Here is a 13406-nt window from a genome sequence, read left to right on the forward strand (position 1 = left end):
GCGAACATATCCCCAAAACTCGCCTAAAAGTTGTGCACAACTTCACGGATGCGGCGCGGGACGCATACTCGCGCCTTGGATGTGGCAGGGTCGGCAAAGGCGTCGCAAAAATGAAACATTTCCGGCCTATGTAGACTTTTGTATACCTGAAAACACCATATCTAGCGCGTGGTCGGCGCTGGGTGGCCGAGAATCGTGCGGTCAGCGATTCTTTGAACGGTGCCGCACGCGGCTTGAGGCTCCCGCGCTTAACGCTGAAACCTCAATCAACTTCCAATTGTAAGAAGTGGTCGGGGCGAGATGATTCGAACATCCGACCCCCTGTACCCAAAACAGGTGCGCTACCAGGCTGCGCCACGCCCCGACTGAGCGCTGTCTACAAAACCCCGCAGAGATTGAAAAGAGCAAATCGGGCCGCGCGGCGCGAAATCCGGCCCCTGCCCCGGCGCTCAGGCGGGTGTGCATTCCCAGGTGTCGCGCGCGGGCCCGAAGGCCCCGTGCTCCAACCGGTCACCAACCGAAATGCCCAGCCGCGCGGCCAGCCCGCCGTTGATCTCCAGCACCCCCAGTAGCGGATCAGGCCCGCCCGAAATCGGCGTTTCGTCGAGGGGGATGGCATTTTCGTGGATGTGGCGGATCACGCCATCGCTGTCCAGAAACAGCATGTCGAGGGGGATCAGCGTGTTGCGCATCCAGAACGAGAGCCGCTCGGGCCGCTCGTAGATGAACAACATGCCCCGGCTCAGCGACATCTGTTCGACGTGCATGAGCCCCTGCGCGCGCGATGCCGGATCCGCAACCACATCGACCGTAAAGACCGCCGCGCCAAAATCACCGCGGATCGTTACCCGCTCAGGCGCGCAGGGGATCGGAACGCGCTGCGCGGCGACAGGTGCCGCCAAAAGCGCGGCGAGACCAAGCGCTAGGGCGCCGCGTCTGGTAGTGATATGACCGTTTCCCATGCCTGTACCTGTGCGGCCATCAGACCGCGTTTGCCATTGATTACCCGCATCGCAATCGCTTCGCCCGGTTGCAGGTCGGACAACCCCGATTGCCGCAACACATCTATATGCACAAATACATCATCGCCGTGTCCAAAGACATTGGCAAATCCAAAGCCCTTGCCCTTGTCGAACCATTTGACGCGCGCGGCCTGCACCGGCACGGCGCTGAGATCCTGCGGCGCAAGACCTTCGATCTCGGGCAGGCCGGGATCGCTGCCCTCGGGCGGGGCAATGGCGCGGACCTCGACCGCCTGAACACCGCGTGCGGTGGTCTGCGCCAAAAGCGTGACCCGCGCGCCGTCCGCGACAGAGCTCTGGCCAAAATTGCGCAGGACGTTGACGTGCAGCAAAATGTCGGAGCCACCGGTATCGGCAAGCACAAACCCAAACCCTTTTACAGGGTCAAACCACTTTACCGATCCGACCACCTCATACGGGCCGCTATCGTCTACAGGCATCTCTATCACCTCGATGCATATCTTAAATTCAAAACACCGGCCTTTTCGGGAGGCCGCCCGCGAAAATATGCGGGGATACTCGTAACAGTCGTCAGGGGTTCAGGCGCGAAATATCCCATGGCTGGCCCGGGGCGCTGCGACGCCATTGAAACCTGTTGTGCAGGCGGGCGTCCCCATCCGCCCAGAATTCGATCTCGACCGGGGTCAGTCGAAAGCCCCCCCAGAACGGCGGGCGCGCGGGGTCGTCGCCCTGCTCAACCGTGACCTTTTCGAGGGCCGCCTCAAGGGTGGCGCGATCGGCCAGCGGGCGCGACTGCGCCGATGCCCAGGCCCCCAGACGGCTCTTGAGAGAGCGGGACTTGTAGTAGGCATCGGCCTTGGCGCCATCCTCACGGGTGATCAGACCCCGCGCGCGCACCTGACGACGCAGCGATTTCCAGTGCATGACAAATGCCGCCTTGCCAGCGTGATCCAGCTCACGCGCCTTGGCGCTCTCGTAGTTGGTATAGAAGACGAACGCATCGTCCTCGACATCCTTGAGCAACACGACGCGCGCGTTAGGCATCCCGGTCTCGTCCACGGTGGCCAGCGCGATCGCGTTGGGATCGTTGAGTTCCTGGGGTGCGGCGGCGTCCATCCAGCTGCGGATCAGCGCAAAAGGATCATCGCCCGCAAATATTCCCGCCCGATCCGACATGCCCTGCCCCGTTTCTGCTGTCTCCGGCCAGAACACCGCACATGCGCCATCCCGGGCCGACGCTCCCGTTATTCCAGACACAGTCTCATTAATAATCCTGCAGATGCAACCACATTCGCCGCGCCTGCGCCATGATCTTGAAGCGCGCCGGGCTTTGACATAGACCGAAAGGGAAGATCCGATTTGAAAGGCGTGTACGATGTCCAATAACCTGATGGCCGGCAAACGGGGGCTGATCATGGGATTGGCCAATGACAAATCCATTGCCTGGGGCATCGCCCGCCAATTGGCCGAAGCGGGTGCTGAGCTTGCGTTTTCCTATCAGGGCGAGGCGCTGAAAAAGCGGGTGGATCCGCTGGCGGCGCAGTTGGGCTCGGACATGGTTTTGCCTTGTGACGTTGGCGATGAGTCCTCGATCGACGCGCTGTTCGACGGATTGGCCGCCCGCTGGGACAGCCTTGATTTCATCGTTCACGCCATCGGTTTCTCCGACAAGAACGAACTGCGCGGCCGCTACGTCGATACCAGCCGCGCGAATTTTGCGATGAGCATGGACATCTCGGTCTATTCCTTTACCGCCGTGGTGCAGCGCGCCGAAAAGATGATGACCAATGGCGGCTCCTGCCTGACGCTCACCTATTACGGCGCCGAAAAGGTGATGCCGCATTACAACGTCATGGGCGTGGCAAAGGCCGCTTTGGAGGCATCCGTGCAATACCTTGCCGAAGATTTGGGCAAAGATGGGATCCGCGTGAACGCCATCTCCGCAGGTCCGATCAAGACGCTGGCGGCCTCGGGAATCGGCGATTTCCGCTACATCATGAAATGGAACGAGTATAACTCGCCCCTGCGCCGCAACGTGACCATCGACGAGGTCGGCAAATCGGCGCTGTTTTTGCTCAGCGATCTGGGCTCCGGCACCACGGGGGAGAACCTGCACGTGGATGCGGGCTACCACGTCGTCGGGATGAAGGCCGTGGATGCGCCGGATATGGCCAAGGGATAGCGGCGCGTGACGGTCGAGAGCCTGCTGGCGTTCAACGCCGTTCTCATCGCCTCGATCCTCAGTCCGGGGGCGGCATTCCTGATGGCTGTTCGCACGACCGTGGCCGCGGGGCGCCGGGCGGGCGTGGTGACGGGCCTTGGCCTGGGTCTGATGGCTAGCCTTTGGACACTTGCAGCACTTCTGGGGCTGGAAGCTGTCTTCACGCTTTTCCCCTGGGCCTTCACCGCGCTCAAGATCGGCGGCGCCGCGTACCTGATGTATCTTGCGGTCATGACGTGGCGCGGGGCCGATCGCTCGCTCAGCGCGGATGTGAAACCGGCGCGGCGCGCCTTTGCCGAAGGGATGCTTGTCAATCTGGGCAATCCCAAATCCGTGCTTTTTGCGGCGGCCGTCATCGTGGTGGTCTTTCCCGGCGATCTCAGCGGGCGGGAGATCGCGCTGGTCTGGGCCAATCACCTGGTTCTTGAGATCGTGTTCTACACCGCCTGCGCCTTTGTGCTGAGCGCCCCGCTCGCGCGCGCGCAGTACCTGCGCCTCAAGCCGCTGCTGGACCGGGCGGCGGCGCTGTTGCTGGGCGGCTTTGGTCTGCGCCTGTTGCTGAACCGGTGACATCCGTGAAACCGTCCCCGGAGAGTGCGCGCGCTGCCGCAGCCCTTGCAGACGCAGGCTTTGACGACTGGACGCTCGCCGTGATGGAGAACCGGGCCGACCACATCCGTGGCGGACGCTGCCTGATCCGGGCGGCTGCGCCCGACGGCGCGCAGTCGATGGTGCTGAAGGTCTACGCCGAACCGGGTCAGGCGCAACTGCGCTTTGATCAGCTGACCGAGTTGCGTCGGCACACCGAACGGGTGGTGGCACCGGTTTTTCTGGACACCGCACGCAATCTCTACGCAATGCAGGATGCGGGGCGCACGACCCTCGCCGACGATCTGGGCGACGACGACGGAAGCGACTGCACCTTGGAGGCGATGCGCTGGTTGCAGAGTTTTGTCGCGCAAACCCCCACGATCAACAGCCGCTTTGATCCCGAACCAACGATGGGCCACGCCAGACAGCTCTGCGACAGTCTCGATCCGCGCTATGCCCCGCGGGCCCGCCGCGCGCTGCGCTCCCTCACGCGGATGATGGCGCCCTATGCGGGTCACGAACGGGTGCATCACACCGTCTTTGGCGACATGAAACCCGAAAACCTGTGCCGAACGGCCCCCGGCGCGCCGCTGATCGGGATCGACTATGTGGCGGCGGCAAAGCTGCCGCTGGAACGCGACGTCGCGCATTGGCTTGCGTGGATGCAGCAGCGCAACTGGCGCCGCGCGCTCAGCAATCGCCGGTTGCCGGGCGCAGGGGCCGACAGGGCAAACCTCGCCGCCGCACGGCAGGTGTTCGGGCCCGCCCTGGATCCGGGGCTGCTGCGCGCCTTTCTCTACGCGGGGATGATCGAAAAATGGGTCCGGGTGCGCCAGTTCCAGCGCTCCCCGGATCTTGTGCGCACGGTCGAGGTCCGGCTTGGCCTGCGCCCGCGCGTTGAGTTGCTGCGGCCTTCCCTCCGCCGTCTAATGGGGGTATTCCGGCAGCCATAAGACAAAAGGACGCCGCCATGGACAATCGCCTCCCCCACGAAAAAGGGTTCCACATCAGCTGGGATCAGATCCACCGCGACAGCCGCGCGCTTGCGTGGCGGCTGGACGGCAAAGGCCCCGACGAGGGCGCCTGGCGCGCGGTCGTCGCGATCACCCGTGGCGGCATGGCGCCCGCGATGATCGTCGCGCGCGAGCTGGATGTGCGCACCGTCGATACGATCTCGGTCGTGTCCTACCATTCGGGTGGCGGCAAGGCCGACCAGCGCCGCGAGGCGCGCGTGCTCAAATCCCCCGACGCCGAGGTGATGGGCGACGGTGAGGGCGTGCTGATCGTCGATGATCTGGTCGACAGCGGCAAGACACTGGAGCTTGTGCGCCAGCTCTATCCCAAGGCGCATTTCGCCACCGTCTACGCCAAACCCGAGGGCGAGCCGCAGGTCGATACCTTCATCACCGGGGTGAGCCAGGATACGTGGATCTTCTTCCCGTGGGACATGGCGCTGCAATACGTCGAACCCTACCGCGGCAAGGATTGATCCCGATGAACGCACCGCGCACCGCCACCACCTTTCCGCCCCCCGTGATGGAGGCGCGCCGCTGGCTGGAGGGCGCGAATTTCCGCCCCGACCGCCCGCTGATCAACGTCAGCCAAGCCGCCCCGGTCGACCCGCCCCACCCGGACATGCGCGCGGCCATGGCCGATGCGGTGCTCAACGACGAAAGCACGCATCTTTATGGCCCCGTCCTGGGCCTGCCGGATCTACGGCTGACCCTCGCGCGGCGCACCAGCGTGATCTACGACGGGGCCGTGACGGATGCGCAGGTGGCGATCACCTCGGGCTGCAATCAGGCGTTTGCCGCCGCCATCGCCACGCTCTGCGCCGAGGGCGACGAGGTGATGCTTCCGGTGCCGTGGTACTTCAATCACAAGATGTGGCTCGACATGGGCGGGGTGACCGCCGTTCCCCTGCCCTGCGACGGTGCGATGCAGCCGCAGATCGACGCCGCGCGTGCCGCGATTACCGACCGCACCCGCGCCATCGCGCTTGTGACCCCCAACAACCCCACCGGGCAGGAATACCCACCCGCGCTGATGGAGGCGTTCTTTGATCTGTGCGCCGAGCACGGGATTGCGCTGATCGTGGATGAGACCTACCGCGATTTTCACGCCGAGACGGGCGCGCCGCATACCCTGTTCAAGCGCGCGGATTGGGACAAGACCCTCGTGCACCTCTATTCGTTCTCGAAGGCGTACCGGCTGACGGGCCACCGTGTCGGCGCTGTTATTACCTCCGAGACACGTCTGGCTGAAGTCGAGAAGTTCCTCGACACCGTCGCGATCTGCCCCGCGCAAGTGGGCCAGCGCGCCGCGCTCTGGGGTATGGAGAACCTCGACCAATGGCTCGCGGGCGAGCGCGCGGAGATCCTGCTGCGCCGCGCCACCATCGCGGAGCTTTTCCCACCCTTCGCCGCCGATGGTTGGGAGCTGATGGGGCTGGGTGGCTATTTCGCCTACCTGCGCCATCCTTTCGCGCTGTCGAGCGCGGAACTGGCGCCGAAGCTGGTACGCGATGCGGGCATCCTGTGCCTGCCCGGAACGATGTTCCACCCCGAGGGCGGCGGCGGGCAAGAGCTGCGCATCGCCTTCGCCAACCTCGACGCGGGCGGCATCGCCACGCTGTTTGACAGGCTCGCCCATCTTGATCTGCCGCGCCGCACCGGCTGACGCCTTGCCCCCGTCAAAGCGGGCGGTAGACAGGCGCAAACACGCGAGCAAGGGGGCGCCTGATGGCCCAGAAATCGAGCCTGTCGAAAACCGCCATGTGGATCCTGATGGGTCTGTTGTTCCTTGGCCTTGGCGGCTTTGGTGCTGTGAACCTCAGCGGGAACATCCGCACCATCGGCTCCGTGGGCGAGATGCCCGTGGGCGCGGACACCTATGCACGCGAATTGCAGCAGGAATTGCGCGTCATCAGCCAGCAGGCCGGGCGGCCCATGTCATTCGCGCAGGCGCAACAGCTGGGGCTGGACCGTGCCGTACTGCAACGCCTGTTGCGCGACCGCGCGCTCGATCATGAGGCCCAGCAGATCGGCCTGTCCATCGGGGACGCGGCCCTGCGCGAACGCATCGTCGAGATCCCCGCGTTCCAGGGCATCAACGGTGAATTCGACCGCGAAGGCTATGCCCAGGCGCTGCAAAGCGCGGGCCTGAACGAGGGTGAGTTTGAGACCGGCCTGCGCGAGGAAGCCGCGCGCCAACTCATTCAGGGGCCATCGTGTCCGGCGTCGAAATGCCCGCCGCCTACGCGCAGACACTGGTTGACTACGTCGGCGAGACGCGCGATTTCACCTGGGTGCGGTTCGACGAGACCATGCTGGAGGAAGAGATCGCCGCCCCCGACACCGCCACGCTCAAGGCGTATTTCGAGGAAAATGCCGATGATTTCCGCCTGCCCGCGACCAAGCGGATCACCTACGCCTGGCTGAACCCCACCGACATCGTCGACAGCATCGAGCTGCCCGAAACCGAGCTGCGCGCCGAATACGCCGCGCGCGACGCGCAATACAATCAGCCCGAACGCCGTCTGGTGGAACGTCTGGTCTTCAGCGATCAGGACGCGCTCGATCAGGCGCTGGCGGCCCTTGAGGTCAATGGCACCACGTTCGAGGCCTTGGTCGAAGAGCGCGGTCTGGCCTTGCAGGACGTCGATCTGGGCGATGTCGCCCGCACCGATCTGGGCACCGCTGCCGACGCTGTCTTTACGGCCGAAGCCGGTGATGTGGTCGAAGGGCCAAGCGGCCTTGGCCCCGCGCTCTTTCGCGTGAACGCCGTGCTGCCCGCGCAGACCGTCAGTTTTGAAGAGGCCGAGCCACAGCTGCGCGATGCGCTCGCCACCGACCGCGCCATCCGTCAGGTCGAAGCACTGGCCGAGGACTTCGACGACCAACTCGCCGGCGGCGCCACGCTGGAGCAATTGGCCGAAGAAACCGACATGACACTGGGCCAGATCGACTGGACCGCCGACACCAGCGAGGGCATCGCCGCCTATGAAGCGTTCCGCCGCGCCGCGCGCGACGTGACCGAGGGCGATTTTGCGCAGATCGACCAGTTGGAGGACGGCGGCATCTTTGCCATCCGCCTTGACGAAAGCCTGCCCGAGCGCGACGCAACCTTTGACGAGGTCGCGGATGACGTGACCGAAGCCTGGCGCGCCGATCAGATCGCACAGGCGCTGGTGGCCCGCGCCGAAGCCGCCCGCGATGCCGACACCCCGCTGGCCGAACAGGGCCTTGAAACCCGCGTCGTCACCGGCGAGGACCGCAGCGGCTTCATCACCGGCACGCCGCAGGGCTTCATGACCGCCGTGTTCGAAATGGAGCCGGGCAAAACCCGCATCCTGCCCGGCGACGCGAGCGCCGTTCTGGTGCGCCTCGATGCGATCACCCCCGCCGCCGACAACGCCGAGGCGCAGGCACTGGTGGGTGAGCTGCGCAACCAGCAGAACGAGGCGCTGGCGCGCGCCCTGTTCAACATCTTTGCCGACGATACGCTGGCACGTGCGGGCCAGAACATCGACCAGCGCGCGGTCAACGCCGTCAACGTGAACTTCCAGTAATGGCGCTGACCCCGGATTTCGAGACGTTCCGCGCGGCCTATGACGCGGGCCGCCCGCAGATCGTCTATACCCGGCTTGCCGCCGATCTCGACACGCCCGTCTCGCTGATGCTGAAACTCGGGGGGGCGGCGGAAAACGCCTTCATGCTCGAATCCGTCACCGGCGGGGAGGTGCGCGGGCGCTATTCGATCATCGGGATGAAACCCGATCTGATCTGGCGCTGCCGGGGCGAGACCTCCGAAGTCAACCGTGCCGCGCGCTATGATCCCGACGCTTTCACGCCGATGCATGGGGGGCCGCTGGACGCGCTGCGCAGCCTTATCGCGGAAAGCCGTATCGAGCTGCCCGAGGATCTGCCGCAGGCCGCCGCGGGCCTGTTCGGCTATCTCGGCTATGACATGATCCGGCTAGTGGAACGGCTGCCGGATGTGAACCCCGACCCGCTGGGTCTGCCCGATGCGGTGATGCTGCGCCCTTCGGTGATTGCCGTGCTCGACGGGGTCAAGGGCGAGGTCACGGTCGTCTCCCCCGCCTGGGTCACCGACGGGCAAACCGCGCGCGCCGCCTACGCGCAGGCGGCGGAGCGGGTGATGGACGCGGTGCGCGATCTCGAACGCTCCCCCGCCAGTGCCACCCGCGATCTGGGGGAGGCCGCACCGGTGCCCGAGCCCGTCAGCAACTTTACCCGAGACGGCTACAAGGACGCGGTGCGCCGCGCGCAGGAATACATCAAGGCCGGAGACATCTTTCAGGTCGTGCCAAGCCAGCGTTGGGCGCAGGCGTTCCCGCAGCCGCCCTTTGCACTTTATCGCAGCCTGCGGCGCACGAATCCGTCGCCCTTCATGTTCTATTTCAACTTTGGCGGCTTCCATGTCGTCGGCGCCAGCCCCGAGATCCTTGTGCGGGTCTTTGGCAATGAGGTCACAATCCGCCCCATCGCGGGCACACGCCCGCGCGGCGCGACGCCCGAGGAAGACCGCGCGCTGGAGGCCGATCTGATGGCCGACGAGAAAGAGCTGGCCGAGCATCTGATGCTGTTCGATCTGGGCCGCAACGATGTGGGCCGCGTGGCGAAGATCGGCACGGTGCACCCCACCGAGGAATTCATCGTCGAGCGCTACAGCCATGTGATGCACATCGTCTCGAACGTGGTGGGGGAGTTGGACGAGGGCAAGGACGCGCTCGATGCGTTCTTTGCCGGGATGCCCGCCGGCACGGTGTCGGGCGCGCCCAAGGTCCGCGCGATGCAGATCATCGACGAGCTGGAACCGGAAAAGCGTGGCATCTACGGCGGCGGCGTCGGCTATTTCAGCGCGGGCGGCGACATGGACATGTGCATCGCCCTGCGCACCGCCGTCATCAAGGACGAAACCCTGTATATTCAGGCCGGCGGCGGTGTCGTCTACGACAGCGACCCCGAGGCCGAGTTCATGGAGACGGTGCATAAATCCGGCGCGATCCGCCGCGCGGCCGAAGATGCCGCGCGCTTTGGCGGCAGCGGCAACGGCTAGACTGGCGTGCCCGCCACCGGCTAGGGTCGCGGGATCGGAGATCTCCAGACATGCGCAGATTTTTCCACCGGCTCGCTGATTTCTACGCGACCGCGTCCGCCGCGACGCTGGGCGCGATTGGCATCGGGCTGATCGGGCTTGTCGGCGCAGCCCAATCCGTGGCCCCCACCGGAGCGCCGCTTGCGGTCAAGGCGTTGGCACCCGTGCAACGTTGGGAACCGTTTGGCTGGAACGCCCACCAGCCTTCCATCCCGGCGTGGCAGCACGACAGCATGACGCAGCTTTCCCGAAAGGTGACGACCGAACCGTCGCCGCCGATGCTGGGCGTTCCGTTTGCGCTGACCATCTCGCTCGCCCCGCCTGACCCGCAGACCGTGCTTGATCCCGGCTGGTTCGCCGGTCTCTACCAGGTTCAACTGGAACTGCCGGGCGCGTCGCAACTGCTGCCGAAGGGGCCGATGCCGCTTCCGGATACGCTCGCCCCGACGTGGGATGTCACGGTAGAGAATTTGCCCAACGGGCTGATGACCGGCTATGTGCACCTCAGGCAACTGGGGCCTGTCAAAAGCGCGCGGCTGGGTGTTGGCGACCCCCGGATCACCTTTGCCATCGTAGCCGAGCCGGACACGCGCGGCCTGTTCACGCGCTATCGCGACGACATCCTGTATTGGGTCAGTGTTGTCGGGGGACTGTGCAGCATTGCGGCATTTTTCGGTGCGATCCTCAAATGGATGCGACGCCGGTGGCGGCCCGACGGTCGTGCAGCACCTTAAGACCCGCCCCGGCCCTAACGGTCCGCAGTCCGGTCCGGGCGCCACCGCCCGCCGTAGCCGAATTGCCGCGCGGCGGCCCCCGCAAACAGCGGCTCTTCGCGCACCAAAGTGGCCACTTCACGCGTGATCGTATTGCGCAGCGGGCCTGCGGCTGTCTTCTGCTGCAACGCAAGCGCTTCCAGCAACCGCTCCCCGGTGAGCGCATCAATACGGCCCGACTTCAGATGGCCGTTGATGATCCGGCCAACCCCCGCCGCACCCTCAAGCTCTATGAGGGCGGTGGCGTAGGCCCCCATGAAGGGGATATCGTTGCCCACCGCCACGGCCAGCCCCGAGGCGATCATCGGCGCAAGGCCACGATCCCCCGACAGGCCAGCCAGCAGAATGCGGATCGGAACAAGCGACGGATCCCCCCTTCGATGTCGGCGCGCAGGTCGGGCATCGGCGGCAGATCAAGCTGCTTGAGCATGCCGTAGGGCGCACGATCCAGCTCGCGCAGGGCCAGATAGCGGATATCGGCGTTTGGATCGGTCAACCGCTGGGCAAAGAACGCAAGCCGCGCGCGTTCCTCGCCCAATTGCCAGTCGGACTGGCGCGCCATCACATCCTCGACCATGGATTGATAGCGGTCGTCCATCACCGCAATCTCGACCCACGGCCCGTAGGAGCCATCGCGCGCGATCAGCACGTTTGCCCCCGGCTGCGCCTTGAGCCGGATCGCGGCCTCGGGGCCGACGCCAAGGGGCACGTCGGTCAATTCCGGACCAACAAGCGTCGCCACGGGATCGTAGCCGCGCGGATCGGCGGCGCTGCGCTTTACGATGGCGACCTGTTCGGTGCTCAAAAGCACATCGACCAGCGTCGGGTTCGGGGTGTAGCCGTGGAACGCGCAGGCCTGCGCCGTTCCTGCGGCAAGCATCCCGCCCAGAACCAATGCCAGAAATCTGTTGCGCATCCGCATGCTGTCTCTCCTGTGTATGTGTACCACCCTAGGGGCGCCGGGCGCGTGTCGGCAAGCGCCGGGCGCACACAATCGCGTGGTTACTCGACCCGCGCGCGCAGCAGCGCCGAGACAGGGGCCAGCGCCACGCGGCCCGCGCGGTCCGCCAATCCCCAGACCAGCAGCGCCTTGATCGTCTCGGGGCGCAGACGGCCAAGGGTGACGACGCCGTTTTCCTGCCCTGCCTTGAACGCCGCCTGATCGAGGAATCGCCGGATGACGCGGGCGTCCTGCCCTTCGCTGTCAAAATCACGAAAAACCGGCGCGGCAGGCACGCCTTCCTTCACCGCAAGCTTGGGCATCGTGTCGAGCCCCTTGCCTTGCGCCACCAGCCCCAGGCCCTCGCTTTTGAGGATGGCGGTCACCTGATCGGCCACTTCGCGGCTGCTTTGCAGGCCCGCACCGGTCCCGTCGAGCACGCCCACCACTTCGGGCAAGGCGGCCAGCGCCACGCCAAGCGAGACTTCGGCATCCGTGGGCCGCGCCCCCGGCGGCAGATCGACCATGGCAAGCACCTCGAACCCTTCGGCGCGGTAGCGCGCCATGCGCTGTGGCGCATCCGGCAGATCGGCGTCGATGGCGAGGGTGATCGGATAGGGAAAGCTGGCCAGCGCGGGCAATCCGATGTCATCGGCATCCTGCGGGGCGCCGTCGTCGATCAGCACGATGCTCATCAGGGGTTTGTCGTCCGGGTTCGCAAATTCTGCCGCGAAGCGCTGGATCGGCGGCAGGGTGGCCGGATCCTGCACGACATCGGCAACCGCGGGCGCCGCACCGGTGTCCGCAGGATCGGGGGCGATCAACGTCGTTGCGGGGCGACCGATGCGCGGACGGTCGCCGTCACGCTGGGCGACACCGGCACTGCCCGGCGCGGGAATGACACGGGGCAGCACGGTCTGCGCGGTCTCGACGGTCTCGGGCTCGTCGGTCTCGGTCTGCGCGGTATCGGGCTGCTCGGTATCGGGCTGCTGCGGTGCCTCGGCGGTCTGCGCCGTTTCAGGCGTATCGTTCGGCGGCTGTGCGGTCTCCGCCTCCGCCGTCGCTGCGGGCGCGTCCTCTTCGGGCGCGGGGATCTGCGGGACGAGTACAAAGCTTTCCTCACCGGCGTCCGCCTCCGGCAGCGCGGCCGTCTCCGTCGAGATGTCGGGATCGGGCGTGCCGTCCGGCAGCATCGGCGCCAGCGCCTGCGGGTTCGGCAGCACGGGCGCATCCCCTTCGCTTCGGGCGATCACGCCATCCGGCAAGGGGCGCGGCTGGGTCAGATCACCGGCGGGGCCGGTCTGCGGCACGGCAGGGCGCGCTGGAATGACCGGCGCGGCCTCGACGCTTTGCTGCACATCGGGACGTGGGGCCGCAGCGGTGCGCGCCGGTGCCACCTCTGGCGTGGGCGCGGTCGGGCTGGTTTGATCCGTGGTGGGCGCGCCCGTCACCGGCGCGGGCACCGCAGTTCCCACGACGGGCGGCTGCGCTGCGGCGGCGGGCTCCTCGGGGGGCTCGGCGGCAGGCTCGACCGGCGCGCGCAGGCTGACCTGCGGCTGCGCGGGCAGCGGGCGCGGCGCCTCGGCCACCGGGCGCGGGGCGGCCTCTCCGGGGGGCACGGCAGCGGGCGCCACGCCCTCTGCCCCGCCGGTCTGGGGCGGCGTCTGCGGGGTGATCGGCACCAAAAGCGAGACAGCCCCCGCCAGCGCGAGGCTGAATACCGCGCCCAATCCGATCCCGCTCAACACGCTATGTGCCATGCCATCCACCTTGATCAA

At 66.1% G+C, this 13406-nt stretch carries 15 protein-coding genes and 1 tRNA gene; 9 read left to right on the plus strand and 7 right to left on the minus strand.

What is annotated here, in order from left to right:
• Nucleotides 1-287 precede the first annotated feature (287 nt).
• From KDD17_RS07800 to pdxH, 4 genes are all read right to left on the minus strand, one after another.
• A tRNA-Pro gene (locus KDD17_RS07800) sits at nucleotides 288-364 on the minus strand.
• Nucleotides 365-449: 85 nt separating this feature from the next.
• Nucleotides 450-962, minus strand: a complete 513-nt coding sequence (locus KDD17_RS07805) for a DUF192 domain-containing protein (RefSeq protein ID WP_212706021.1) — start codon at nucleotides 960-962, stop codon at nucleotides 450-452.
• Nucleotides 923-1462, minus strand: a complete 540-nt coding sequence (locus KDD17_RS07810; RefSeq protein WP_212706022.1) for a cold-shock protein — start codon at nucleotides 1460-1462, stop codon at nucleotides 923-925. Before KDD17_RS07810 ends, KDD17_RS07805 begins: the two co-directional genes overlap by 40 nt.
• A 91-nt stretch (nucleotides 1463-1553) precedes the next feature.
• Complete coding sequence (gene pdxH, locus KDD17_RS07815) at nucleotides 1554-2159, minus strand: pyridoxamine 5'-phosphate oxidase (RefSeq protein WP_212706023.1); 606 nt, start codon at nucleotides 2157-2159, stop codon at nucleotides 1554-1556.
• A gap of 199 nt (nucleotides 2160-2358) precedes the next feature.
• Between pdxH and fabI the strand changes: the two genes are divergently transcribed.
• The 9 genes from fabI (at nucleotide 2359) to KDD17_RS07855 (ending at nucleotide 10649) form a co-directional block, all read left to right on the plus strand.
• Nucleotides 2359-3165, plus strand: coding sequence for an enoyl-ACP reductase FabI (gene fabI, locus KDD17_RS07820; protein WP_212706024.1), 807 nt, complete (start codon nucleotides 2359-2361; stop codon nucleotides 3163-3165).
• Between the two features lie 6 nt (nucleotides 3166-3171).
• Nucleotides 3172-3774 (plus strand): LysE family translocator, encoded by a 603-nt coding sequence (locus KDD17_RS07825; RefSeq protein ID WP_212706025.1) that lies wholly within the window; start codon nucleotides 3172-3174, stop codon nucleotides 3772-3774.
• Nucleotides 3775-3779: 5 nt separating this feature from the next.
• Nucleotides 3780-4748, plus strand: a complete 969-nt coding sequence (locus KDD17_RS07830; RefSeq protein ID WP_212706026.1) for a hypothetical protein — start codon at nucleotides 3780-3782, stop codon at nucleotides 4746-4748.
• A gap of 17 nt (nucleotides 4749-4765) precedes the next feature.
• A complete protein-coding gene (gene gpt / locus KDD17_RS07835; protein WP_212706027.1) occupies nucleotides 4766-5284 on the plus strand; it encodes a xanthine phosphoribosyltransferase in 519 nt (172 codons plus the stop codon).
• Between the two features lie 5 nt (nucleotides 5285-5289).
• Nucleotides 5290-6474: an aminotransferase gene (locus KDD17_RS07840; RefSeq protein ID WP_212706028.1), complete on the plus strand. Its 1185-nt coding sequence runs from the start codon at nucleotides 5290-5292 to the stop codon at nucleotides 6472-6474.
• Nucleotides 6475-6536: 62 nt separating this feature from the next.
• Nucleotides 6537-7235 carry a SurA N-terminal domain-containing protein gene (locus KDD17_RS19130; protein ID WP_348541490.1) on the plus strand — a complete coding sequence of 233 codons (699 nt, stop codon included), beginning with the start codon at nucleotides 6537-6539 and terminating at the stop codon, nucleotides 7233-7235.
• A complete protein-coding gene (locus KDD17_RS07845; protein ID WP_348541500.1) occupies nucleotides 7121-8365 on the plus strand; it encodes a peptidylprolyl isomerase in 1245 nt (414 codons plus the stop codon). Before KDD17_RS19130 ends, KDD17_RS07845 begins: the two co-directional genes overlap by 115 nt.
• Nucleotides 8365-9876, plus strand: a complete 1512-nt coding sequence (gene trpE / locus KDD17_RS07850) for an anthranilate synthase component I (protein ID WP_212706029.1) — start codon at nucleotides 8365-8367, stop codon at nucleotides 9874-9876. Before KDD17_RS07845 ends, trpE begins: the two co-directional genes overlap by 1 nt.
• A 50-nt stretch (nucleotides 9877-9926) precedes the next feature.
• Nucleotides 9927-10649: a hypothetical protein gene (locus KDD17_RS07855; protein WP_212706030.1), complete on the plus strand. Its 723-nt coding sequence runs from the start codon at nucleotides 9927-9929 to the stop codon at nucleotides 10647-10649.
• A gap of 14 nt (nucleotides 10650-10663) precedes the next feature.
• Here the strand turns inward: KDD17_RS07855 and KDD17_RS07860 are convergent, their stop codons facing one another.
• From KDD17_RS07860 to KDD17_RS07870, 3 genes are all read right to left on the minus strand, one after another.
• Complete coding sequence (locus tag KDD17_RS07860; protein ID WP_212706031.1) at nucleotides 10664-10993, minus strand: hypothetical protein; 330 nt, start codon at nucleotides 10991-10993, stop codon at nucleotides 10664-10666.
• Nucleotides 10990-11610, minus strand: coding sequence for a hypothetical protein (locus KDD17_RS07865; protein ID WP_212706032.1), 621 nt, complete (start codon nucleotides 11608-11610; stop codon nucleotides 10990-10992). The genes KDD17_RS07860 and KDD17_RS07865 overlap by 4 nt, the downstream gene beginning before the upstream one ends.
• Before the next feature lie 80 nt (nucleotides 11611-11690).
• Nucleotides 11691-13388: a divergent polysaccharide deacetylase family protein gene (locus KDD17_RS07870; RefSeq protein WP_212706033.1), complete on the minus strand. Its 1698-nt coding sequence runs from the start codon at nucleotides 13386-13388 to the stop codon at nucleotides 11691-11693.
• Between the last annotated feature and the right edge of the window lie 18 nt (nucleotides 13389-13406).

Origin of the sequence: Sulfitobacter albidus (genome assembly GCF_018200035.1) — a bacterium.
Classification (GTDB): domain Bacteria; phylum Pseudomonadota; class Alphaproteobacteria; order Rhodobacterales; family Rhodobacteraceae; genus Sulfitobacter; species Sulfitobacter albidus.